We start from the raw sequence: 23,963 nt of genomic DNA, 5'->3' as shown, positions 1-23,963 counted from the left end.
GTCTCACCCCCTCCCCCCGATCGGCGGCGTTTGCGTCATCCCGGCCAGTACTTCGGCGACATGCCGGACCTCGACCTTCGAGCCCTCGCGCTTCAGCTTGCCGGCCATGTTCATCAGGCAGCCGAGATCGCCGGCAAGCAGCGTCGAGGCGCCTGAGGCGGCGATGCTTTTGGTCTTCGTCTCCACGATCGAGTTGGAAATGTCGGGATACTTGACGCAGAAGGTGCCGCCGAAACCGCAGCAGACATCGGGATCCTGCATCTCGACCAGCTTTACGCCGGCCACAGAGGCGAGCAGCGCGCGCGGCTGCTGCTTGATGTCGAGTTCGCGCAGGCCCGAGCAGGAATCGTGATAGGTGACCGCGGCGTCGAGGCGGGCATCGACGCCGCGCATGCCGCGCACGTCGACCAGAAAGCTCACCAACTCGTGGACCTTGGCCGAAAATGCCTGCGCCCGCGCTTCCCATGCGGCGTCGCCCTTGAACAGGCCGGGATAATGCTTCTTCAGCATGCCGGCGCACGAGCCCGAGGGCGCGACGACATAGTCGAAGCCCTCGAAGGCTTCGATGGTGTTTTCGGCGATGGCGCGGGTGTCGGCGCGGTCGCCTGAATTGTAGGCCGGCTGGCCGCAGCATGTCTGCGCGCGCGGCACGTCGACCGTGCAGCCAGCCTCCTCGATCAGCTTGATGGCGGCGAAGCCTACCGTCGGCCGGAACAGGTCGACCAGGCAGGTCACAAACAGTCCCACGCTAGGCTTTTTCTCGATTGGCTGGGTCACTGGCTTCCCTGGCTGAATATCGGCTTCATTATCGTGCTTCTGACCGTTGCCGAAGCCGCAACCGGGACACGCGCTGCCAGTCGCCGGTGCGTTCGGCCTCGATCATCGCTTGCTCGACATAGGTGATATGGTCCATCGCCGCCTTGCGTGCGCCGGCCGGGTCGCCGCCTGCCACCGCCGCGTGGATCGCCCGGTGCTGCGCAAGCAGTTGCTCGCGCGCACCGGGAAGGCCAAACACCAGAAGCCGGTTGTGGAACACCCCGTCCGACAGCAGCCGGTAGCACGAGCGCAGCGTGTGCAAAAGAATGATGTTGTGGGCGCATTCGCCGATCGCATTGTGGAACTCGACATCGACCGCCGCTTCCTGCTCGAAGTCGCCGCGCTGATGCGCCGCTTCCATGCGCGCCATGATCTCGCCGAGCAGCGCAAGATCGTCGGCGGTCACACGCCGGGCGGCGTATTCGGCGGCGACGCCCTCGATCTCGCGGCGGTATTCCAGATAGTCGGCCGCGGCCTTGCGATGCGTGGCGATCAGGTCCATCACCGGCGCGGTGAACACTTGGCCGATCACGTCGGCGACATAGGTGCCGCCGCCCGGCCGCGTCACGATCAGCCCGCGCGCCTCCAACGTCTTCAGCGCGTCGCGCAGGATCGGCCGCGATACGTCGAACTGCCGCGCCAGTTCGCGCTCGCCGGGCAACCGGTCGGCCGCGCGCAGCACGCCTTCGAGGATCATGCTCTCGATCTGCTGCACGACCTCGTCGGCGGTGCGCGAATGCTCTATCCGGGAGAAGATTTCACTCAATGCTCGGCATTCCGGGCGGCTCGTTGTCGCCGCTGACAATAGCGGCAACGTCTTCTTCCGGTCAATTTAATTATCCGCCTTCCCAGGATTGAGGTGCAGCGGGTTCCGCCGGCTTTTGATGAACTTGACCGGAATACCAACAGAAACAGCAATTCACGATTTGCAGAGCGTTGGCGCTGCTGGTAAAAGCTTTTTACCAGTTTGTTCCGGAGAGACCGCGATGTCCGGTTTGGCGATGCCGAAACCCGACGAAGCCACGATGCGCCGCCGCGACGATATCGTCGCGGACATGCGCATCATCGTGCCGGGCGAGGGCGTGGTCGACGCCGTCAATGAGATGCGCGCCTTCGAGAGCGACGGGCTGACCGCCTACCGCCAGCTGCCGCTGGTGGTCGTGCTGCCCGAAACGACCGCACAGGTCGCAAGAATCCTGAAATACTGCAACGAGCGAAACATTCGCGTCGTGCCGCGCGGCTCCGGCACCTCGCTTTCCGGCGGCGCGCTGCCGCTGGAAGACGCGGTACTTCTGGTGATGAGCCGCTTCAACCGCATCCTCGAGATCGACTTTCCCAACCGCGCAGTCGTCGCCCAGCCCGGCGTCACCAATCTCGGCATCACCAATGCAGTGGAGGCTGAGGGCTTTTACTACGCCCCTGATCCGTCCTCGCAGATCGCCTGCTCGATCGGCGGCAATGTCGCGGAAAACTCCGGCGGCGTTCACTGCCTGAAATACGGGCTTACCGCCAACAATGTGCTCGGCATAGAGATGGTGCTGATGAACGGCGAGATCGTCCGGCTCGGCGGCAGGCATCTCGATTCGGAAGGCTACGATCTGCTGGGCGTCATGACCGGTTCGGAAGGACTGTTGGGCGTGGTCACCGAGGTCACCGTGCGCATCCTGAAGAAGCCGGAAACCGCGCGCGCCCTGCTGATCGGCTTTCCGACCAGCGAGCAGGCCGGCCAGTGCGTAGCCGACATCATCGGCGCCGGCATCATCCCGGGCGGCATGGAGATGATGGACCGCCCGGCTATTCACGCAGCCGAGGACTTTGTCCGGGCCGGCTATCCGCTGGAATGCGAGGCGCTGCTGATCGTCGAACTCGACGGGCCGGGCGTCGAGGTCGATCATCTTATCGGGCTCGTCGAGAAAATCGCCCTGAAGAATGGTTCGACCACCTGCCGGATTTCCACCTCCGAGGAGGAACGGCTGACCTTCTGGGCCGGGCGCAAGGCTGCCTTCCCGGCCGTCGGCCGCATCTCGCCCGATTATTACTGCATGGACGGCACCATTCCCCGCAAGGAACTGCCGCGCGTGCTCTCCGGCATGCGCGAATTGTCGGAGCGCTACGGCCTGCGCGTCGCCAATGTCTTCCATGCCGGCGACGGCAACCTCCACCCGCTCATCCTTTACGACGCCAACGTTCCGGGCGAACTGGAAAAGGCGGAGGAGTTCGGCGCGGACATTCTGCGACTTTGCGTCAGGGTTGGCGGCGTCCTGACCGGCGAACACGGCGTCGGCGTCGAGAAGCGCGATCTGATGCCGGAAATGTTCAATCAGATCGACCTCGACCAGCAGATGCGGGTGAAATGCGCCTTCGACCCCAACCACCTGCTCAACCCCGGCAAGGTCTTCCCGCAGCTCCGCCGCTGCGCCGAACTCGGCCGCATGCACATCAGCGGTGGGAAAATGCCGTTCCCGGACATTCCGAGGTTTTGATGGCGTCTCAAAAAGGGGGTTCCTCGCCCCCGCAAAGCGGGGGAGAGGTGGCTCGGGCAAAGCCCGAGACGGAGAGGGGGGCTCTGCCGAGCCGGCGCTCGCCTGAGAAAATCGCGCGCGCTCGCGAGCTCCGCCGAGGTGACAACATGGCGGAGGCGGTCCTATGGAACGAACTGAAGGCCAAAAGGCTTGGCGGGCATAAATTCGTTCGCCAGATGCCCTTAGGGCCATATTTCGCGGATTTTGCATGTCGCGGCGCGAAGCTGGTCGTTGAACTGGACGGAAGCCAACATGCGGAAAGCTGCTACGACCAGGTACGCGACGAATTCATGCGTGGCGAAGGTTACTCGGTACTTCGCTTCTGGAATTTCGATGCGCTAAAGCAAACAACGGTTGTCTGTGAGACGATCCTCGCGGCGCTCGACGGACGACTAGCCGAGGATACGGCTTCGGTAGATATGCGGTTCGTAATGGCCAAGCCATCTAGAGGCGAGAGCGGATCGTGAAACTAGCCCCCTCTCCGCCTCGCTTCGCTCGGCACCTCTCCCCCGCTTCGCAGGGGCGAGGAACCCTGAGCCTTCGAGGTTGTAGGCTCCCACGAGGTCGCGACTTCGGCGAGTGCCGGTTCCTCGCCCCCGCAAAGCGGGGGAGAGGTGGCTCGGGCGAAGCCCGAGACGGAGAGGGGGTCTCCCATATCATTGGCGTTGCGGTCGAAAACCCATGACCACTCTTTCCCCCACCACCGCCGCGGAAACGCGCGCCGCCATCCAGTGGGCGCTCGGCGAAGAATCCCAACTCGAAATCGTCGGCCATGGCTCCAAACGCGGCATCGGCCGTCCGCTGCAGACGGAACACACGCTCGACCTGTCGAAGCTCTCCGGCGTGACGCTCTACGAGCCCGCCGAACTCGTTCTGTCGGCTAAGGCCGGCACGTCGCTCGCCGACATCGAAAAGCTGCTTGCCGAAAACGGCCAGCAACTCGCCTTCGAGCCGATGAACTACGGTCCGCTGTTGGGCGGCCAGCCGGGCCGCGGCACGATCGGCGGCGTGCTCGCCGCCAACCTCTCGGGTCCGCGCCGGCTGAAGGCGGGGGCTGCGCGCGACCACATCCTCGGCGTGAATGCGGTCTCCGGCCGCGGCGAGGCGTTCAAATCCGGCGGCCGCGTGGTCAAGAACGTTACCGGCTACGATCTGTCGAAGCTCATGGCGGGCTCCTGGGGCACGCTGGCCGTCGCTACCGACGTCATTTTCAAAGTGCTGCCCGCCGCCGAGACCGAAACGACGCTGGCGATCCGCGGCCTGCTTGACGAGGAGGCCACCGCCGCGATGGCGCTCGCCGTCGGCTCCAGCGCGGAAATCTCCAGCGCCGCGCACCTGCCAGAAGGCATCGCCGACCGTGTTTCAGGCGGCGCGATCGGCGGCGAGGCGGCGACGCTGCTGCGCATCGAAGGTTTTGGCCCGTCCGTTGCCTATCGCGCCGCGGCAGTGAAGGATATCCTGAAGGCCGCCGGTCCGATCGACGAGATTACCGGCGACGCCTCAAAGGCGCTCTGGCGCGATGTCCGCGATTGCATACCCTTCGCCGACGGCACGCAGCGCCCCGTCTGGCGGGTCTCAATGGCGCCTTCGGAGGCCCACAAGATGACGCTTGCGCTGCGCATGGAAACGCCCGCCGAGGCGTTTTACGATTGGCAGGGCAGCCTCGTCTGGCTGCGCATGCAGGCTGATCCGGAAGCCGAACTGTTGCGCGCGCTGGTGAAAAAATTCGGCGGCGGCCATGCTACGCTCGTCCGCGCCAGCCCCTCGCATCGCGCGTCGCTGCCCGTTTTCGAGCCGCAGCCTTCGGCGCTCGCCGCGCTCTCGGCGCGGCTGAAGAGCGAGTTCGATCCAAAGGGCCTGCTCAATCCGGGACGGATGGAAGCCTGACATGCAAACCTCCTTCACTCTCGCCCAGCTTGCCGATCCGCATGTTGCGGAATCGGAAAAGATCCTGCGCAAATGCGTTCATTGCGGCTTCTGCACAGCGACCTGCCCGACCTATGTGACGCTCGGCAACGAACTGGATTCGCCACGCGGGCGAATTTATCTCATCAAGGACATGCTGGAAAACGGCCGGCCGGCGGACGAGCAGATCGTCACCCATATCGACCGCTGCCTGTCCTGCCTCGCCTGCATGACGACCTGCCCCTCGGGTGTCAATTACATGCATCTGGTCGACCACGCCCGCGCCCACATCGAGAACACCTACAAACGCCCGCTGCCAGACCGGATGATCCGTGCGTTGCTTGCCGCCGTGCTGCCCTATCCCGGGCGCTTCCGCGTCGCGCTCAAGCTGGCGAAGCTCGGCAGGCCGTTTGCAAGACTGTTCGAGGCGGTTGGCCCGCTGCGCCCGCTTGCGGCGATGCTGAGGCTGGCCCCAACGTCCATCCCGCAAACTTTCGCGACGGCATCACCGGCAGTTTATCCGGCTGCCGCAGGAGCCCGTCGCGGCCGCGTCGCCATCCTCACCGGCTGCGCCCAGCCGGTGCTTGATCCGGGCATCAACGAGGCAGCGATCTCGCTTCTCACCCGTCTCGGCGTCGAGGTCGTGGTGCCTGAAGGCGAGGGCTGCTGCGGCGCGCTGGTTCATCATATGGGGCGCAAGGAGCAGGCGCTTGCCTCGGCGCGCCAGAACGTCGACGCCTGGACGCGCGAGATCGAAAACGGCGGCCTCGACGCTATCATCATCACCGCCTCGGGCTGCGGCACGACGATCAAGGATTACGGCTTCATGCTCCGCCTCGACCCGGCCTACGCCCAGAAGGCCGCGCGGGTCTCGGCGCTGGCCAAGGACATCACCGAATATCTCGCAACGCTCGACCTGCCGGAACCGGCCCAAAAGCCCGGCCTCACCGTCGCCTACCACTCGGCCTGTTCCATGCAGCATGGCCAGAAGATCACGCGCCAGCCTAAGGAGCTTCTCGCCCGCGCCGGCTTCGTCGTGAAGGAGCCGCGCGAGGGGCATTTGTGCTGCGGCTCGGCCGGCACCTACAACATCATGCAGCCGGAGATTTCGGCGCGGCTGCGCGACCGCAAGGTGAAGAACATCGAGGCGACCGGCGCGGATCTGATCGCCACCGGCAATATCGGCTGCATCACCCAGATCGCCTCGGCGGCGAAACTGCCGATCGTTCACACGGTCGAACTGCTCGACTGGGCCTATGGCGGGCCGAAGCCGGCGGGCGTGCCGGAGGGCAGGGTGCTGGAACCGGCGGAGTAAGCGAAGGATGCCGCCGCTACTCCGCCGCGAACTGGCGCTCGCTTGTCCCGTATGTCTCCCGGTACAGCGCCCTCTGCCGGTTCAACGCCACCATCGTGTTCCTGAGCAAAATCGCCACCGTCACCGGCCCGACGCCGCCCGGCACCGGCGTGATCCACGACGCCACCTCCTTGACGCTGTCGGTGTCGACATCGCCGACGATGCGGGTGGAGCCGTCGGCAAGCGTCTCGGCGTTGATGCCGATGTCGATGACGGCCGCGCCCGGCTTCACCATGTCGGCCTTGATCAGCCGCGGCTTGCCCACCGCCACGAACAGCGCATCGGCCCGCCTGGCGTGCGCGGCCACCGAGCGCGTCATGTGGTGGCACACCGTCACCGTCGCGCCCTCGCTCATCAAGAGGAAGGCTATCGGCTTGCCGACGATCTCGGAATGCCCGACCATCACCACTTCCAGCCCCTTCAGGTCGAGCCCGGTCGCCTTCAGCAGCTCCACCGAAGCGGCCGCCGTGCAGGGCGCGAGGTCGAGTTCATTGTAGACGATGTTGCCGATCGAGGCCGGGTGCATGCCTTCGACATCCTTCAGCGGATGGATGGCCGCCTGGATCGCCTTGATCGGAATGTGCGGCGGCACCGGCCGCTGGATGATGATGCCGGTGACGCGCGGATCGGCGTTCATGCCGTGGATCGCCGCTTCCAGTTCGCCCGCCGTCAGCTCGGCCGGAAAGCGCCGTTCCTCGAAGTCGATGCCGCCCAGTTCCGCCTTGGCGCGCTGGTTGCGGACATAGACGTCGACCGCTGCGACGTCGCCGACGGTGATCGACACCAGCTTCGGCCGGAAACCCTCGGCAGTCGCGCTGTCGGCCGCGGCGCGGACTTCGGCGATGATGCGGGCGGCGACCGGCCCGCCCTTCAGATAGCGCGTGTCGTCAAGCGGCATCGAATATCCTTCTGCAGGCAAAACTCGGCTACGGGATAGCAGTCAGGAACGCGAAAGGGCAGCGCGGATACGAACCGTGCTGCCCTTCCCGCGACGTTGCGCGCGACCTTTAAACGAAAAAGCGGCCGCGGCATTTGCGCCGCGCCGCTTCCGGACCTGCCGCCCCTACGGCATCGGCCCGTCCCCCGTTCGAAATTTACATGACCACGACCTTCGTCCCGACATCGACCCGCTCATACAGCTCGATGACATCCTCATTGCGCATGCGGATGCAACCTGAAGACACTGCCCCGCCGATCGTCCAGGGCTGGTTGGTGCCGTGGATGCGGTAGAGCGTCGAGCCGAGATAAAGCGCCCGCGCGCCGAGCGGGTTTTCCGGCCCGCCGGCCATGTGAACCGGCAGATGCCGGCCCTTGGCGCGCTCGCGCGCGATCATTTCCGCGGGCGGCCGCCAGTCCGGCCATTCGCGCTTCTGGGTTATCTTGTGTGTGCCGGCCCATTCGAAGCCGGGTTTGCCGGTGCCGACGCCGTAGCGCCGCGCCTCGCCGCCCTCCAGCACCAGGAACAGAAAATTCTCGCGCGTGTCGATGATTATGGTGCCGGGCGCATGCGGGCCGTCATAGGCAACCGTCTGCGGCAGGTAGATCGGGTTCATCTCGCGGCTGGGCTGGATCTTGGGCTTTGCGGGCGCCCGCACCGCCGCTGTGCGAATGCGGTCCGGCCCGATCTCGCGGTAGCGCGGCGCAGGCTGCACCTCTACGCCGAACGAATTCTGCCGCCGCAGCTGCCGCCGCACGACCTTGCCCGGCTTGCGGCCGAGCTGCATCACCCAGGGGGCTGAAAGATCGGGGCTGACCACAACCGGCGGCCGCTCGATATAGCGGTCATTGGCGGCGGCGGGCGTCGCGGCAAGCGCGGCGACAGACACAAGGAATAAAAGACTCTTCATGAACATGCACTCTCGATCGGGGTCGTCATGGGGCGCGGGAAAACTCCCCCGCTTCAACGCGATCGTTGACCGGATCGGGCAAGGAATAAGTGAATCGGAATGCGTAAAAGACCGTTTTGTCAGTAAACTTTTTGGTGTGGTTACCGCCCGGTTCAGGAATCTGGTAAAGGCCGGGTAAAGCAGGCGGATTGCGCCGTTAAGGATTGGGTTTGACGTCATGGATGAGGTGAAGACTGGACTGCTCGAAGGCGCGGACGGGGTCACCCGCTGCTTCTGGCCCGGCGCGCTGCCGGACTATCTCCACTATCACGACCACGAATGGGGCCGCCCGGTCGCCGACGACAAGCGGCTGTTCGAAAAGATCTGCCTCGAAGGTTTCCAGTCCGGCCTGTCCTGGCTGACGATCCTGCGCAAGCGCGAGAGTTTTCGCGAGGCTTTTGCAGGCTTCGACTATGAGCGCGTCGCCGAGTTCGGCGAGGCCGACATCGAGCGGCTGCTTGGCAATGCCGGCATTGTGCGCCACCGCGGCAAGATCGTCTCCACCATCAACAACGCCAAGCGCGCCCGCGAATTGGCGGAAGAGGCGGGCTCGCTCGCGGCCTGGTTCTGGCGCCACGAGCCCGGCCCCGACGAGCGGCCGGCGGTCGTCGATTACAGGGCGCTGACCGCCAACCCCACGACGCCGGCCTCGGTCCGCATCTCGAAGGAGCTGAAGAAGCGCGGCTGGAGCTTTGTCGGCCCCACGACCGTCTACGCCTTCATGCAGGCCATGGGCCTGGTCAACGACCATATCGAGGGCTGCGCCTGCCGGGCCGAGGTGGAAAAGCAGCGGGCGGCGTTCGTAAGGCCGGGGTGAGGAGAGCGGAATCGCTCGTCCTCCCCAGCGAAGCGGGACGGTGGAGAGCTGATCCTCCCCCGTTTACGGGGGAGGGGGACCGCCGAAGGCGGTGGAGGGGGCACTGCGAGCCCTCAAACGTGGATAGAATCCACCTCCATTTCGACTCGTTCACAAAAAGAACTGTTGCGGATCAATGGCATAAAAGCCGGCGCGAAGAATCTTCGACCCGCTTTTGTTCACACATACTGCCCCTCGCGCATAATCGCAGCGTCCTTCCTGCCGGGAACGCTCCGGAGTCGTTCGACAGCGGGGAAGGATCGGCGCTTCCGTTCCATGGCCGACGAAGCCATGGAGCCGGAGAGGCTCCGCCAAAGGGTTCCCCTCGGGACACTACGGTCCCGGCGTGCTGGAGGAGCACACAGGCGGGACCGATGAAGGCGATGGTGAAGAGCCATCGCCGCGATGGCGCCAAGCCCGCAAGGGCTGAAGCGTCGTCAAAGCCGGCCCCGCGCAGCGGAACGGGCGGGGACAGAAATCGCCGGCGGGGCGCAAAAGTCGCGCCACGTATTTAGTTTCGGAAGGCTCGGCCAAGCGCCCCGCTTCCCGACTTCTTTCAAAGCGCCAGGGCGGAAACGCAGCGTGGCAAAGGAGAGGCGTATGCAGGGACAGTTTACTTTCTTTCCGCAGAAAAGGCGGCGGCAGTCGAGGTGCTCGCGCGGGCGGAAAAAAGTAAACTGTCCCCTGCGGCAAACCAGGGATGGCGATGATGAGGCACATCAACCCTTGCAAGGGGGACATGGGGCGGCGCGTCGCGCCCAAACCCTTGCCGCACCTGGTCGCATCGTCTAGGACACGCGCACTCTGAAATCAGTCAATGCCGACATAGCAAGAAGACCGACCATGGCCGACACATCATCCCGAACGAAGGCGCGGCAGCCGCGCGGCTTTGTCGACCGCTCGCCGGAAGACATCCGCGCCACCGAGAAGATGACGGCTGCGATCCGCGAGGTTTTCGAGCTCTATGGCTTCGAGCCGGCCGACCAGCCGCTGATCGAATACACCGACGCGCTGGGAAAGTTCCTGCCCGATCAGGACAGGCCCAACGAAGGCGTGTTCTCGTTCCAGGACGATGACGAGCAGTGGCTGTCTCTACGCTACGATCTGACCGCGCCGCTCGCCCGCTATGTCGCCGAGAATTTCGAGCGCCTGCCGAAGCCCTACCGCAGCTATCGCGCCGGCTGGGTTTTCCGCAACGAGAAGCCGGGGCCGGGCCGCTTCCGCCAGTTCATGCAGTTCGACGCCGACACGGTCGGCACGCCCGGCGTCGCCGCCGACGCCGAAATGGCGATGATGATGGCCGACGTCATGGAAGCGCTGGGCATCAAGCGCGGCGACTACGTCATCCGGGTCAACAACCGCAAGGTGCTGGACGGCGTGCTCGAGGCGATCGGCCTCGGTGGCGACGAGAACGCCGGCCGCCGACTGACCGTGCTTCGCGCCATCGACAAGCTGGACAAGTTCGGGCCGGAAGGCGTGCGCCTGCTGCTTGGGCCGGGCCGCTGGGACGGCGGCAAGATAGGCGAGGGGGATTTTACCAAGGGTGCGGGACTGGATGAGGAGAGTATTTCTAAGCTGATGATCATCTATGGCGGAAGCGCCATTGAGGAAGCGTTGTTCGGGATTGTAGATGGCAAGGTCACGATCGTCTCCGATATTCCAGATGATCGCCGCAACGGCTGGCAGAGCGTGTTGGAAGCTTGGAACGCAGCGGGTTTGCTTTTTCAGTTTCAAGGGCCGCCTAGCGCAAATCCGAGTCTTCAAAATCTGATGTTCCTCGTGGACGTCTGCGCGAATACTGAGGTCGGAAGAAACGGAATTGGCGAACTTCTCAGCATTCTGAGCTTAGTCAGAGCGGCTGGTTATAACGAAGATAGAATCCAAATATCTCACTCCGTCGTGCGCGGCCTCGAATACTACACCGGCCCGGTCTACGAAGCCGAACTGCTCGCGGAAATCCCCAACGAAGAGGGAATAATCGTGCGCTTCGGCTCGGTCGGCGGCGGCGGGCGTTATGACGGGCTGGTGTCGCGCTTCCGCGGCGAGCCGGTGCTGGCGACGGGCTTTTCCATCGGCGTCTCGCGCCTGATGACCGCGCTGAAGAACCTCGGCAAGCTCGACATTTCGGACGTGATCGCGCCGGTCGTGGTGCTGGTCATGGACAAGGACACCGAAAGCCTCGGCCGCTACCAGAAGATGGTAGCAAAACTTCGCCAGGCCGGCATCCGCGCCGAAATGTATCTCGGCGGCGCCGGCATGAAGGCGCAGCTCAAATATGCCGACCGTCGCGGCTCGCCTTGCGCCGTCATCCAGGGCGGCGACGAGCGGGCGAAGGGCGAGGTGCAGATCAAGGATCTGATCGAGGGAAAACGCCTGTCGGAGGAAATCACCGACAATGTCGCCTGGCGCGAAGGCCGCCCGGCGCAGGTCACGGTGGCCGAGGGAGAACTGGTCGAGGCGGTGCGCAGGATTCTGGACGCGCAGGCGAGGGATCGCAGCCTTGCAAAGTGATCGCCTGCCCGTCATCTCCCTGTTGGGACGACCTCTCTGCAAGGAGGGGAACAAGAGTGCTGGCCGCAACGCTGACGGTTTCCTTTCAACGACCCCCCTCTGGCCTGCCGGCCATCTCCCCCTCAAGGGGGGAGATCAGCAGCTTCGTCGACGCCACGTGTCCTGGAGCGCTGGAGATGTGGCGCCTGCGGCGACGAGAGTAATCTCCCCCCTTGAGGGGGAGATGGCCGGCAGGCCAGAGGGGGGTCGTTGAAGGTGATACGCCGCCCATGACCCGCTACCCCGCCATCGCCCCAAAAATCCTTGCCCTCTTCGCCGAGCGCGGCGCGGACCCCGTCGAAGTGGCGGTGCTGCAGCCGGCCGACCCGTTCCTCGACATGGCCGGCGAGGATCTGCGCCGCCGCATTTTCCTCACCGAAAGCGAGACCGGGCAGACACTGTGCCTGCGCCCCGAATTCACCATCCCAGTCTGCCTCGACCACATCGCTTCGCAGGCCGGCACGCCGCGCCGCTATGCCTATCTCGGCGAGGTTTTTCGCCAGCGCCGCGAGGGCGAAGCCGAATTCTTCCAGGCCGGCATCGAAGACCTCGGCGAGAAGAATACGGCCGAAGCCGACGCGCGCTCGGTGGCCGACGCGCATGCTCTGCTCAAGCTCGCGCTGCCCGGCCGCGAACTGAAAATCACGCTCGGCGACCAGACTATCTTCGAGGCGGTGCTGGCCGCGCTCGGCCTGCCGCGGGGCTGGCGCATGCGGCTCGCCCGCGCCTTCGGCTTGGCCGATATGCTGGCTGCGGCCCTTGCCGATCTCGCCACTCCGCCCCGCAATACGTCGCTTGCGGAGCCCGTGGCCTCGCTCGTCGCCGACGGCGATGCCGGTCGGCTGGCCGCCCATATCACGGCCGGCATGGAGGAGGCCGGCTTGTCGCCATCCGCCGGGCGCACTCCGGACGAAATCGCCCGCCGTCTGATCGAGCGGGCGGAACTCAGGAGCGTGCGCCTGTCGGCCGAAGCCTTCGACGCGCTGAAGACGTTTCTGGCGATCCATGTGCCGCTCGCCGATGCGGCAAGCGCGCTCGAAAAATTCGCCGCCGGCTCCGGCCTGTCGCTGGGCGCGGCGCTCAACAATTTCGCTGCCCGCGCCGCGGCGATCGCCCGTCACGGCCTGCCGGTCGGCGCGATCCATTACGACGCCGCCTTCGGCCGCCCGCTCGATTACTATACGGGCCTGGTTTTCGAGATTGCCGTGCCGGACTCCGACCGGCCTCTGGTTGGCGGCGGCCGCTACGACCGGCTGCTGACGCTGCTTGGCGCACGGGACAAAATCCCCGGCGTCGGATTCTCGGTCTGGCTCGACCGCATCGAAAGCCTGGCGGAGGGCGGCAAGTGACCATCACGCTCGCCATACCCTCGAAAGGCCGGCTCAGGGAACAGGCGCTGGAGGTGCTGGCCAAGGCCGGCCTCGCCGTCACCTTGCCCGGCGACGAGCGCAAATACCGCGCCCGCATCGAGGGCCGGAGCGATGTCGAGGTGGCGTTTCTGTCGGCGTCGGAAATCGCCGGCGAGATCGGGCAAGGGACTATCGATCTCGGCATCACCGGCGAGGATCTGTTGCGCGAGACGCTGGCTGACTGGGAATCGCGTGCGGAAATCGTGGCCCGCCTCGGCTTCGGCCATGCCGATGTCGTGGTCGCGGTGCCGGAAATCTGGCTCGACGTCGACACCATGGCCGACCTCGACGATGTCGCCGCCGATTTCCGCCAGCGCCACGGCCGCCGCCTGCGCATCGCCACAAAATACTGGCGGCTGACGCAGCAGTTCTTTTCGGGCAAGCACGGCATCCAGGTCTACCGTATCGTCGAAAGCCTCGGCGCGACCGAGGGGGCGCCGGCGGCCGGCTCGGCGGATGTTGTTGTCGACATAACCACCACCGGCTCGACGCTGCGCGCCAACCATCTGAAAGTGCTGCAGGACGGCATAATCCTGCGCTCGCAGGCCTGCCTGGCTTCCTCGCGAAAGGAACGCAGCGCTGCCGACGAAAAGGCCGTCCGCTCGATTTCGGCTGCACTTTCACATTTGTCGTGAAATTCACGCCGCCTGGGGCAAAAGCGCGCCGCGCAGGCCGCGCATTATGCCGGCGAGCTCGACGCATTCGTCATGCCTGCGGCTGTTGCGCCGCCAGGCCAGGCAGACGGTCCGCGACGGCATCGGCTCCATGAATGGCAGGATCTTCAAATCGCGCATATCGCTCGCCGGCCCTATCGCCATTTCGGGAATGAGCGTGACGCCGAGCCCGTGCGCGACCATCTGAAGCAGCGTCGTCAGGCTGGTCGCGCCGTAGCTCGCCATCGCTACCGGCTTGACGCTGCCGCACACCGACAGCGCCTGCTCGCGCAGGCAATGGCCTTCCTCGAGCAGCATCAGCCGCTCCAGCGCCGGGCTTTCCGGCGGCACCGGCGGCGAAGCGAATTCGGGATCGTTCGCCGGCACCGCCAGGAAAAAGCGGTCCTCGAACAGCGCCTCCGTGACCAGTCCCGGAAAATCGAGCGGCATGGCGGCGATGAACCCGTCGAGCCGGCCGGCCGCGGTCTCCTCGGCAAGCGACCCCGTCACCGCCTCGCGCAGTTCCAGGACGAGCGTGGGAAAGCGCGACTTCAGGTCGGGCAGCACATGCGGCAGCAGGTAGGGCGCGATGGTCGGGATGATGCCCAGCCGGAATCGCCCTTCCATCGCGGAGCGGCCGCGCCGCGCAATGCTCTCGACACCGCGTATGTCGGCCAGGATCGTCTCGATGCGCGGCAGCAGAGCCTGCGCTTCAATTGTCATGGCCACCGACTTTCCGCCCCGCTCGAACAGCCGGCCGCCGAGCCGCGCCTCCATCTCGGAAATCTGCGCCGAGAGTGCCGGCTGGGTCACGCCGGCAAGTTCCGCGGCCCGCCCGAAATGCAGGGTCTGGGCCAGCGCCTCGAAATATTCCATCTGGCGGATGGTAAGCTTTATCATAAGGGAAAGTTATCGACAGAAATAGAAAAGGCAATTTGTTTTTATGGTCTGACCGCTCTAGGCTGGAACCATTCCAGATTGGCCGGCCCGGTTCCGGACCATCGGACAAGCAATCACAGAACACGATCGGAGAAGAAGAATGGACGCAAAGACTGACGAGAGCGCCGGCAAATGCCCGTTCACAGGCGGTACCCGCGGACGCTCCAACCGCGACTGGTGGCCGGAGCATCTGGACCTCCAGATGCTCCATCGGAACTCCACCTTGTCCGATCCGATGGGCGAGGATTTCGACTATGTCGAGGAGTTCAAGAGCCTCGACCTCGATGCCGTGATCAAGGACCTGCAGGCGCTGATGACCGACTCGCAGGATTGGTGGCCGGCCGACTTCGGTCACTATGGCGGCCTGATGATCCGCATGGCATGGCACAGCGCCGGCACCTACCGCATCACCGACGGCCGCGGCGGCGCGGGGGCCGGCCAGCAGCGTTTTGCGCCGCTCAACTCCTGGCCGGACAACGCGAACCTCGACAAGGCGCGCCGGCTGCTGTGGCCGATCAAGCAGAAATACGGCCGCAAAATCTCGTGGGCCGACCTGATGATCCTCGCCGGCAACGTCGCCCTCGAATCGATGGGCTTCAAGACGTTCGGGTTTGCCGGCGGCCGCGCTGATGTCTGGGAGCCCGAAGAGCTCTACTGGGGTCCCGAGGGAACGTGGCTGGGCGACGAACGCTACAGCGGCGAACGCCAGTTGTCGGAGCCGCTCGGCGCAGTGCAGATGGGCCTCATCTACGTCAACCCGGAAGGGCCGAACGGCAATCCGGACCCGATCGCGGCAGCCAGGGACATCCGCGAAACGTTCTTCCGCATGGCGATGAACGACGAAGAAACCGTCGCGCTGATCGCCGGCGGCCACAGCTTCGGCAAGACACACGGCGCTGGCGATCCGTCGCTGGTCGGACCGGAGCCGGAAAGCGGCGCGCTGGAGGATCAGGGCCTCGGCTGGAAGAGCAAGCACGGTACGGGCGTCGGCCCCGACGCCATCACCGGCGGCCCGGAAGTTACCTGGGTGCAGACGCCGACGCAGTGGAGCAACCTCTTCTTCAAGAACCTGTTCGAAAACGAATGGGAGCTGACGACGAGCCCGGCCGGGGCGAAGCAGTGGAAGGCGAAGAGCGGCGAGCAGAGCATTCCGGACGCCTTCGATCCGTCGAAGAAGCATATTCCGACGATGCTGACCACGGACCTTTCGCTGAGGTTCGACCCGGCCTACGAAAAAATCTCGCGGCGCTTCTACGAGAACCCGGCTGAGTTCGCGGATGCCTTCGCCCGCGCCTGGTTCAAGCTGACCCATCGCGACATGGGTCCGAAGGTGCGCTACCTCGGCCCGCTCGTTCCGAAGGAGACGCTGATCTGGCAGGACCCGATCCCGGCCGTGGATCACCCGTTGATCGACGAGCAGGACATCGCCGCGCTGAAGGCGAAGCTCCTCGCCTCCGGTCTGTCGGTGTCGCAGCTGGTCTCGACCGCCTGGGCGTCGGCCTCGACCTTCCGCCGCTCCGACAAACGCGGCGGAGCGAACGGCGCGCGCATCCGCCTGGCGCCGCAGAAGGACTGGGGCGTCAACCAGCCGGCCCAGCTTGCGGCGGTGCTGCAGAAGCTCGAAGCAATCCAGCAGGAGTTCAACGCTTCGCAGTCCGGCGGCAAGAAGGTTTCGCTTGCCGACCTCATCGTTCTTGCCGGCTCGGCAGCGGTCGAGAAGGCCGCGAAGGACGCCGGCATTGACGTGTCGGTTCCCTTCACGCCGGGACGCATGGACGCGTCCCAGGAGCAGACCGACGTTGCCTCCTTCGCTCCGCTGGAGCCGCGGGCTGACGGTTTTCGCAACTATCTCAGCGGCAGGCAGTTCATGAAGCCCGAGGAAGCCCTTGTGGATCGGGCGCAATTGCTGACGCTGACCGGACCCGAGATGACGGTTCTCCTTGGTGGTCTGCGTGTCCTCGGCGCCAATGCCGGCGACTCCAGGCACGGCGTCTTCACCAACAAGCCTGGCGCTTTGACGAACGACTTCTTCGTCAATCTGCTTGACATGGGCACGCAGTGGCAGCCGCTGGCCGGCTCCGACGGCGTTTATGAGGGACGCGACCGCAAGACGAACGAGTTCAAGTGGACCGGCACCCGCGTCGACCTGATTTTCGGTTCGCACTCGCAGCTGCGCGCCTACGCCGAAGTCTATGCCACCGCGGACTCCAGGGAGAAGTTCGTGAAGGACTTCGTGGCGGCGTGGAACAAGGTGATGAACGCCGACCGCTTCGACCTCGACGAGGGCCGGGCTGCCTCGGTGACGCCCCTGCGGGAAGCGGCGGAGTAGTCCTCCGCTTCAAGAAGCTGACAGGAACGGCAGGCGCGGAGCGATCCGCGCCTGTTTTGTCTTCGGGAGCAGGCATCCGGAATTTGCGTGGTGGGCTATGCGGCGGCTTGTGCGGCTCGCATCCGGCAGGTAGGCAGGCATTCTCGGGTTCACCGAAATAGGGAATACCAAAATGCGACTTGGCGGAAGGCTGGCGGCAGCCATTGAAGTGCTCGAGGACATCGAGAAGAGGCGCCGGCCGGCAGCCGATGCGCTGAAGGACTGGGGTCTTTCACACCGCTTCGCCGGGGCGGGCGACAGGGCGGCGATCGGCAATATCGTCTACGACGCGCTGCGCCGCAAGCGTTCAGCCGGCTGGATGCTGGGCGACGACACGCCGCGCGCCATCGGCTTCGGCGCGCTGCTTCTGGAATGGCGTGAAACCGCGCAATCGCTGAACCAGGCGCTCGAGGGCGACCGCTTCGCCCCGCCGCCGTTGAGCTCCGAGGAACTGAACGCGATTGCCTCGCGCTCCCTCGATGACGCGCCCGAGGCTGTGCGAGCGGACTGCCCCGATTGGTGCGCGCCGATTCTGGAGCAGGCGTTCGGCGCGGATTGGGTTGAAGAGGGCAGGGCGCTGGCGGCGCGGCCGCCGCTCGATCTCAGGGTCAACACCATCAACGCCAATCGCGACCGCATTCTCGGCGAACTGTCGGGCATGGGCGCAGCTGCGACCAGCCTTGCCTCGCAGGGTATCCGCATTCCTCCGATCGACGGCAGCGGCCGTCACCCTAACGTGCAGGCTGAACCGGCCTTCCAGAAGGGCTGGTTCGAGGTGCAGGACGAGGGCTCGCAGATCGCCGCCGAGCTCGCCGGCGCCAAGCCCGGAATGCAGGTGCTGGATTTCTGCGCCGGCGCCGGGGGCAAGACGCTTGCATTGTCCGCCATCATGGAAAATCACGGCCAGATTTTTGCCCACGACGCCGAAAAGGTCCGGCTTGCGCCGATCTTCGACCGCATCAGGCGTTCGGACAACCGCAACATCCAGATCGTCACGAAGCCGGCCGAGCTTGTCGCCTTGCAAGGCCACATGGATATCGTGCTGATCGACGCGCCGTGCACTGGCAGCGGCACCTGGCGACGTCGGCCCGACGCCAAATGGCGGCTGACCCAGAGGCAGCTTGACGTACGCAAGGGGGAGCAGGCGGCGATCCTCGAAGCCGCCAAGGTTCACGTGAAGCCCGGCGGGCTGCTGGTCTACATCACCTGTTCGGTGTTCGACGAGGAAAACCGCGACCAGATCGGCCGCTTCGCTTCGGATAACCCAGATTTTTCTCCCGTCGATCACCAGGCGCTGTGGGAAAGTCATTTCCCGGGCCGCGCGGCCTCTGCCCGCATCGCGCCCGACGGCGGTATCGTGCTGACGCCGGCGCGGAGCGGCACGGACGGTTTCTATTTCGCCGCGCTGCGCCGCGCCGACTAAGCGATTGTTGCATTGCAACATGCTCCCACCTTTGCGATAAAGTCGGGGCTGAGCAACAAGGGCATGGCAATGGCTGCGACGATTGTGTCGGCTCCCGACTATGAGGAGCGCGTAAGGAAGTCCTTCTCGCGCCAGAGCGTCATGACGACGATCGGCGCCGAGCTGACGCTGGTGACGCCCGGCACCGTCGAGATCGAGATGGCCTATTCCGGCGCGCTGACGCAGCAGCACGGTTTTCTCCACGCCGGCATCATCTCGACCGCTCTCGATTCGGCCTGCGGCTATGCGGCATTCTCGATGATGCCCGAAAACGCCGCCGTTCTGACCATCGAATTCAAGGTCAACCTGCTCGCGCCGGGCAAGGGCGAGCGCTTCCTGTTTCGCGGTTCGGTCACCAAGCCCGGCCGCACCATCGTCGTCGCCGACGGCCAGGCATACGCCTTCGCGGCGGATGGCGAAGCCAAGCTGATCGCCACCATGACGGGAACGATGATGACCGTTGTCGGCCGCGACGGCATAGAAGGCTGAGCCGGTGGCCGAGAGCGTTGCCGGCAGATCCGTCCTGTTCGTCATGGCTGTCGACGCCGAATACGGCCCGCATCTGCAGCGTCTGATCTCGCCCTTCATGACCGGCGTCGGCCCCGTCGAATCCGGCGTTGCCATGGGGGTGGAACTGGACCGCCTGCAAGCCCGGAACGCTCTTCCCGATCTCGTCGTCTCGCTCGGCTCCGCCGGCAGCCGCACGCTCGAGCAGACCGAAATCTACCAGGCGGTCTCGGTGTCCTACCGCGACATGGACGCTTCCGCGCTCGGCTTCGAGAAGGGTGCGACGCCTTTTCTCGACTTGCCTGTCACCGTGCCTTTGCCGCTGCGTATTCCCGGCATCCGGGAAGCGTCTCTCTCGACGGGTGCGGCGATTGTTTCCGGCGCTGCCTATGACGCCATCGCCGAGGACATGGTCGACATGGAAACCTTCGCGGTGCTGCGCGCCTGCCAGCGTTTCGGCGTCGAGTTGATCGGCCTGCGCGGCATTTCCGACGGCGCGGCCGAATTGAAGCACGTCTCCGACTGGACCGAATATCTGCACGTCATCGACGAGAAGCTGGCCGCGGCAGTCGGCATGCTGGAGGCCGCGATCGAGAACGGTTCGCTGGGGATCGAAGGCAAAACAACGCGTTAGCGCCACGCTTCGACTCAACGGATGGAACGGCTGGCGTTCGGTTCATTTGCCGGATGAAGTATTTGAATCGATCCGCGAGCGCCGTGAATCGGATTGTCCGCGCCTGTCGGCAACCCATTGCGTCGACTCACTCTTTTCTTTAAATGCCCGCCATGAAAACCACCAATCATCCCGACACCGTCCTTATCATCGACTTCGGCAGCCAGGTGACGCAGCTGATTGCGCGCCGCGTGCGGGAGGCCGGGGTCTTCTCCGAGATCGTTCCCTTCCAGTCGGCAGGGGAAGCGTTTCGGCGTATCCAGCCGAAGGCGGTTATCCTCTCTGGCAGCCCGCACTCGACGGTCGATATCGGCAGCCCTCGCGCTCCCGACGCGGTCTTCCAGGCTGGCATTCCCGTGCTCGGCATCTGCTATGGCGAACAGACCATGTGCGCCCAACTCGGCGGCATGGTCGAGGCCGGCCATCACCGTGAGTTCGGCCGCGCCTTTCTTGATATACATGAGGACAGTGCGCTGTTCGAAGGTGTCTGGGCCAAGGGCACGCGCCATCAGGTCTGGATGAGCCATGGCGACCGCGTCACTGCGCTTCCCGAAGGCTTCCGCATCATCGGCACATCGACCGGCGCGCCCTTCGCGGCAATCGCCGACGAGGCGCGGCGGTTCTACGCTGTGCAGTTCCACCCCGAGGTGGTGCACACGCCCGACGGCGCCAAGCTCCTGCAGAACTTCGTGCACAAGATCGCCGGCATTAAGGGCGACTGGTCGATGGCCGCCTACAAGGAGAAGGCGATAGAGGCGATCCGCAAGCAGGTCGGCGACGGCAAGGTGATCTGCGCGCTTTCGGGCGGCGTCGATTCTTCGGTCGCGGCGCTGCTGATCCACGAAGCGGTGGGCGACCAGCTGACCTGTATCCTTGTCGACCACGGCCTGATGCGCAAGGGCGAGGCGGCCGACGTGGTCACCATGTTCCGTGAGCACTACAATTTGCCGCTGATCCTGGTCGATGCAGTGGACCGCTTCGTCGATGCGCTGGAAGGCGAGGCGGACCCGGAAAGAAAACGCAAGACGATCGGGCGGCTGTTCATCGAGGTGTTCGAGGAAGAGGCCAAGAAGCTCGGCGGCGCGGAGTTCCTGGCGCAGGGCACGCTCTATCCCGACGTTATCGAAAGCGTGTCGTTCACCGGCGGCCCGTCGGTGACGATCAAGTCGCACCACAATGTCGGCGGCCTTCCCGAGCGCATGAACATGAAGCTGGTCGAGCCGCTGCGCGAATTGTTCAAGGACGAGGTGAGGGTGCTCGGCAAGGAACTCGGCCTGCCGGATCATTTCATCGGCCGCCATCCTTTCCCCGGTCCAGGCCTTGCCATACGCTGCCCCGGCGGCATCACCCGCGAGAAGCTCGAAATCCTGCGCGAGGCCGACGCCATCTATCTCGACGAAATCCGCAAGGCCGGTCTCTACGATGCGATCTGGCAGGCCTTCGCGGTGCTGCTGCCGGTGCAGACGGTCGGCGTCATGGGCGACGGGCGCACCTACGAGTTCGTCTGCGCGCTGCGGGCGGTGACCTCGGTCGACGGCATGACCGCCGATTTCTATCACTACGACATGAGCTTCCTGGGCGCCGCCGCCACCCGCATCATCAACGAGGTGCGCGGCATCAACCGCGTCGTCTACGACGTGACGAGCAAGCCTCCGGGAACGATTGAGTGGGAGTGATTCAGGCGTCGCCGGGAATATCCAGCGGCACTCCAGAATACGACGTAACACACTGATATCAAAAATTTCCGTCGAGAGCCCGCTCCGTCATCGCGGACCTTTTCGACATCGTGCGCCCTCACGTCGAGGTTTGGGGCGCCACTTCCACATAAACTACGAACGCCAGAAACCGCCGTTTCTGCGTTCGCAGCCGAGGCAAGCGTCCGCAGCAGCTCGGTTTTCGTGCCCAGGATGCGATCTCGCTGGGCCTCACCGCTTCCTTGGGCGCCCGGTGGCCAGACCGGGCGGCGTCTCGTCCTCAGAAAGGCTTTTCGGCCTTGTCGGTGCGATAGAGGCTTACGGCGACCTCTCGAGGTTTCCCGCGCGGTCCCTTCGCGACCTTGCGTCAGGCGTCCAGCGTGGTCTGGTCGCGCCAGCATTCGAAGAGATTGACGCGCTCCGGATCGACCGCGTCCGCGCTTATGGAGAAGTCGAGACAGCCGTCGTACGCCCTCGCGCGTTCGACCATGCCCCTGAAGGCTTCCACGGCGCCGTCCCGCTTCTCAGCGTCGGTGCGGGTGTAGCCGGCTATGATGATCATGGGTCTGCTCCTTCGGGCTGGTGCCCTATTCCGGCGACATGCCGCCGTGCATGGTCTGGGATAGCGACCCGCGAGGATCGCCGGTTCGCGATCGGAACGTCAGCCTCCCTTCACGTAGCCCAGACCCTCGACGATCTTTCCGTCCCGGACACGCATGATGTTGACGCCTCGAACCCGATCCGCCTCACGCTCGCTCCAGCGAAGCTGCCAGCGGATAATCCCGCTAGAGCGTTTCATGGTTTGACGGAAGCGTAGCCGGCATTTGCGAAATAGTTGTCGCATTCGTCGGGTTGGATGGTTGCGACGAGGGCGCCGATGTGACGCCAGGTATCCTCGACGGTGCGCTTCTGGGCATGTCGCATCCAGTGCTTGATCTTGGCGAAGGTCTGTTCGATCGGGTTGAGGTCTGGAGAATAGGGCGGCAGGAACCAGAGCCGGGCGCCCGCGGCCTTGATGATCTTACGGACGGCCGCGGATTTGTGGCTGCCGAGATTGTCCATGATCACGATGTCGCCGGGCTTGAGGAGCGGCGCCAACGCATGGCGCGGTGAGTTGGTCGCAGCGCAGTGCGCCGAGAAAGGTCAGGGTGCGCCAGTGGCCATGCGGAGAAAAGCCGCGCAGATGCTTGCCCCTCGGCCCCCAGCCGCGCAGCGGGGCCATGTTGGTCTTGATCCAGGTCTCGTCGATGAAGACGAGCCGTCTGGGATCAAGGCCGCCCTGCCACGACCGCCAGCGCTGGCGCCTGCGGGCGATGTCGGCTCGCGCGCCTGCTCAAGGGCGAACAGCGTTTTTTTTGAAGCGCAGCCCCTCGCGTCTCAGGAACTGCCAGACCGCATTGTGGGAGACCGTGACCCCTCGCGCGGCCAGTTCGTCCTTCAGCCCGTGCAGCGTCAGGTGCGGGTTTTGGTTGATCCGCTCCGCCACGAACGTCCGATGCGGCTCCAGAATGCGTTTGCGATGGCCGCCCATCTTGCCCGGCGCCACCGAGCCGGTCGCACGATAGCGTTGGGACCACTTCACAACCGACGAAACCGCTACGCCGAACCGGGACGCCACGGCACGGCTGCTCTCACCCGCAACAACCGCCGCAACAACACGCTCACGAAGATCATTCGAAAGGGCTCGTGTCATCAGATGCTGGCCTCCATCCAGCCAGCATCTTGAATCACAAACCAAAGCCCAAGGGAATCCCGCCCGATTCAATCAAGCAATGAACCGCTCTAGCGGCGCCATCGCCATCATGCTCAGGAGTCTGAAGATGCACGGCATGGCGCGAGCCGTCGCCGAACTGACCGGGCAGGCCTCTCCCGCCTTCGAGGCCGTCATCCCGATCCTGTCGCAGCTCCTGAAGGCCGAGATGGCAGAGCGGGAGGTCAGGTCCGTGGCGTATCAGCTCAAGGCAGCTCGCTTCCCCGTCTATCGTGATCTGGCCGGCTTTGACTTTGCCAGCAGCGAGATCAACGAGGCCCTCGTGCGCCAGCTCCATCGATGCGAGTTCATGGACGATGCCAACAACGTCGTGCTTGTCGGCGGTCCGGGAACTGGCAAGACCCACCTCGCCACCACCCTCGGCGTGTAGGCGATCGAGCATCATCGCAAGCGCGTGCGCTTCTTCTCCACCGTCGAACTCGTCAACGCCCTCGAGCAGGAGAAGGCACAGGGCAAGGCAGGCCAGATCGCCGACCGGCTCGCCCATTCCGACCTCGTCATCCTCGATGAACTCGGATACCTGCCGTTTAGCGCATCAGCGCGCTGCTGTTCCATCTGCTTAGCACGCTCTACGAGCGCACCAGCGTCGTCATCACCA

General features: G+C 64.8%; 19 protein-coding genes and 3 pseudogenes. 14 read left to right on the top strand and 8 right to left on the bottom strand.

All coding sequences use genetic code 11. From position 1 onward, the window contains the following. Positions 1-3 precede the first annotated feature (3 nt). Together G6N73_RS18505 and G6N73_RS18500 are read right to left on the bottom strand one after the other, a co-directional pair. On the bottom strand, positions 4-777 hold the full coding sequence (locus G6N73_RS18505; RefSeq protein WP_165030201.1) for a heterodisulfide reductase-related iron-sulfur binding cluster: 774 nt from the start codon (positions 775-777) through the stop codon (positions 4-6). A gap of 28 nt (positions 778-805) precedes the next feature. Then, on the bottom strand, positions 806-1,582 hold the full coding sequence (locus tag G6N73_RS18500; RefSeq protein ID WP_165030199.1) for an FCD domain-containing protein: 777 nt from the start codon (positions 1,580-1,582) through the stop codon (positions 806-808). A 220-nt stretch (positions 1,583-1,802) separates the two neighbouring features. Here G6N73_RS18500 and G6N73_RS18495 point away from each other — a divergent pair, with 220 nt between their 5' ends. From G6N73_RS18495 to glcF, 4 genes are all read left to right on the top strand, one after another. Beyond that, positions 1,803-3,299, top strand: coding sequence for an FAD-linked oxidase C-terminal domain-containing protein (locus G6N73_RS18495; protein WP_165030197.1), 1,497 nt, complete (start codon positions 1,803-1,805; stop codon positions 3,297-3,299). Positions 3,300-3,445: 146 nt separating this feature from the next. Next, the gene (locus G6N73_RS18490; protein ID WP_246252212.1) at positions 3,446-3,805 is read left to right on the top strand and encodes an endonuclease domain-containing protein; all 360 of its coding nucleotides are present in this window, start codon (positions 3,446-3,448) and stop codon (positions 3,803-3,805) included. A gap of 214 nt (positions 3,806-4,019) precedes the next feature. Next, a complete protein-coding gene (locus G6N73_RS18485) occupies positions 4,020-5,225 on the top strand; it encodes an FAD-binding protein (RefSeq protein WP_165030195.1) in 1,206 nt (401 codons plus the stop codon). A 1-nt stretch (position 5,226) separates the two neighbouring features. Next, positions 5,227-6,558 carry a glycolate oxidase subunit GlcF gene (glcF, locus tag G6N73_RS18480; RefSeq protein WP_165030193.1) on the top strand — a complete coding sequence of 444 codons (1,332 nt, stop codon included), beginning with the start codon at positions 5,227-5,229 and terminating at the stop codon, positions 6,556-6,558. Between the two features lie 16 nt (positions 6,559-6,574). On the opposite strand, the gene G6N73_RS18475 is transcribed toward glcF, so the two are convergent. Continuing rightward, positions 6,575-7,495, bottom strand: a complete 921-nt coding sequence (locus G6N73_RS18475; protein ID WP_165030191.1) for a bifunctional 5,10-methylenetetrahydrofolate dehydrogenase/5,10-methenyltetrahydrofolate cyclohydrolase — start codon at positions 7,493-7,495, stop codon at positions 6,575-6,577. Positions 7,496-7,691: 196 nt separating this feature from the next. After that, positions 7,692-8,444, bottom strand: a complete 753-nt coding sequence (locus G6N73_RS18470) for a L,D-transpeptidase (RefSeq protein WP_165030189.1) — start codon at positions 8,442-8,444, stop codon at positions 7,692-7,694. A gap of 217 nt (positions 8,445-8,661) precedes the next feature. Between G6N73_RS18470 and G6N73_RS18465 the strand changes: the two genes are divergently transcribed. The 4 genes from G6N73_RS18465 to hisG all read left to right on the top strand — a co-directional run bounded on the left by G6N73_RS18465 (position 8,662) and on the right by hisG (position 13,933). Next, on the top strand, positions 8,662-9,300 hold the full coding sequence (locus G6N73_RS18465; protein ID WP_165030187.1) for a DNA-3-methyladenine glycosylase I: 639 nt from the start codon (positions 8,662-8,664) through the stop codon (positions 9,298-9,300). An 882-nt stretch (positions 9,301-10,182) separates the two neighbouring features. After that, positions 10,183-11,850 (top strand): histidine--tRNA ligase, encoded by a 1,668-nt coding sequence (locus tag G6N73_RS18460; protein ID WP_165030186.1) that lies wholly within the window; start codon positions 10,183-10,185, stop codon positions 11,848-11,850. 269 nt (positions 11,851-12,119) lie between these two features. Next, on the top strand, positions 12,120-13,238 hold the full coding sequence (locus tag G6N73_RS18455; protein WP_165030184.1) for an ATP phosphoribosyltransferase regulatory subunit: 1,119 nt from the start codon (positions 12,120-12,122) through the stop codon (positions 13,236-13,238). Then, positions 13,235-13,933 carry an ATP phosphoribosyltransferase gene (gene hisG / locus G6N73_RS18450; RefSeq protein ID WP_165030182.1) on the top strand — a complete coding sequence of 233 codons (699 nt, stop codon included), beginning with the start codon at positions 13,235-13,237 and terminating at the stop codon, positions 13,931-13,933. Before G6N73_RS18455 ends, hisG begins: the two co-directional genes overlap by 4 nt. A gap of 3 nt (positions 13,934-13,936) precedes the next feature. Here hisG and G6N73_RS18445 read toward each other — a convergent pair whose 3' ends face one another. After that, positions 13,937-14,851, bottom strand: a complete 915-nt coding sequence (locus G6N73_RS18445; RefSeq protein ID WP_165030180.1) for a hydrogen peroxide-inducible genes activator — start codon at positions 14,849-14,851, stop codon at positions 13,937-13,939. A 139-nt stretch (positions 14,852-14,990) separates the two neighbouring features. Here G6N73_RS18445 and katG point away from each other — a divergent pair, with 139 nt between their 5' ends. The 5 genes from katG to guaA all read left to right on the top strand — a co-directional run bounded on the left by katG (position 14,991) and on the right by guaA (position 21,576). Beyond that, positions 14,991-17,219 (top strand): catalase/peroxidase HPI, encoded by a 2,229-nt coding sequence (gene katG, locus G6N73_RS18440; protein ID WP_165030178.1) that lies wholly within the window; start codon positions 14,991-14,993, stop codon positions 17,217-17,219. A gap of 172 nt (positions 17,220-17,391) precedes the next feature. Further along, entirely contained in the window at positions 17,392-18,681 is a 1,290-nt protein-coding gene (locus tag G6N73_RS18435; protein WP_165030176.1) for an RsmB/NOP family class I SAM-dependent RNA methyltransferase, read from the top strand. Between the two features lie 69 nt (positions 18,682-18,750). Beyond that, complete coding sequence (locus tag G6N73_RS18430; RefSeq protein ID WP_165030173.1) at positions 18,751-19,209, top strand: PaaI family thioesterase; 459 nt, start codon at positions 18,751-18,753, stop codon at positions 19,207-19,209. A gap of 4 nt (positions 19,210-19,213) precedes the next feature. Next, positions 19,214-19,861 carry a 5'-methylthioadenosine/S-adenosylhomocysteine nucleosidase gene (locus tag G6N73_RS18425; protein WP_165030171.1) on the top strand — a complete coding sequence of 216 codons (648 nt, stop codon included), beginning with the start codon at positions 19,214-19,216 and terminating at the stop codon, positions 19,859-19,861. A gap of 152 nt (positions 19,862-20,013) precedes the next feature. Next, complete coding sequence (guaA, locus tag G6N73_RS18420) at positions 20,014-21,576, top strand: glutamine-hydrolyzing GMP synthase (RefSeq protein ID WP_165030168.1); 1,563 nt, start codon at positions 20,014-20,016, stop codon at positions 21,574-21,576. A gap of 385 nt (positions 21,577-21,961) precedes the next feature. Here the strand turns inward: guaA and G6N73_RS18415 are convergent, their stop codons facing one another. The 3 genes and pseudogenes from G6N73_RS18415 to G6N73_RS18405 all read right to left on the bottom strand — a co-directional run bounded on the left by G6N73_RS18415 (position 21,962) and on the right by G6N73_RS18405 (position 23,287). After that, positions 21,962-22,156, bottom strand: coding sequence for a putative quinol monooxygenase (locus G6N73_RS18415; RefSeq protein WP_246252209.1), 195 nt, complete (start codon positions 22,154-22,156; stop codon positions 21,962-21,964). Between the two features lie 99 nt (positions 22,157-22,255). Next, positions 22,256-22,378, bottom strand: a pseudogene (locus G6N73_RS18410) (nuclear transport factor 2 family protein); the annotation flags it as partial. An 11-nt stretch (positions 22,379-22,389) separates the two neighbouring features. Continuing rightward, positions 22,390-23,287, bottom strand: a pseudogene (locus tag G6N73_RS18405) (IS630 family transposase). Positions 23,288-23,366: 79 nt separating this feature from the next. On the opposite strand from G6N73_RS18405, the pseudogene G6N73_RS18400 reads away from it, so the two are divergent. After that, positions 23,367-23,963 (top strand): annotated as a pseudogene (locus tag G6N73_RS18400) (ATP-binding protein); the annotation flags it as partial.

This window comes from Allomesorhizobium camelthorni, from assembly GCF_011045125.1.
GTDB lineage: Bacteria > Pseudomonadota > Alphaproteobacteria > Rhizobiales > Rhizobiaceae > Allomesorhizobium > Allomesorhizobium camelthorni.
This window is presented reverse-complemented; position numbering and strand designations above follow the sequence as displayed.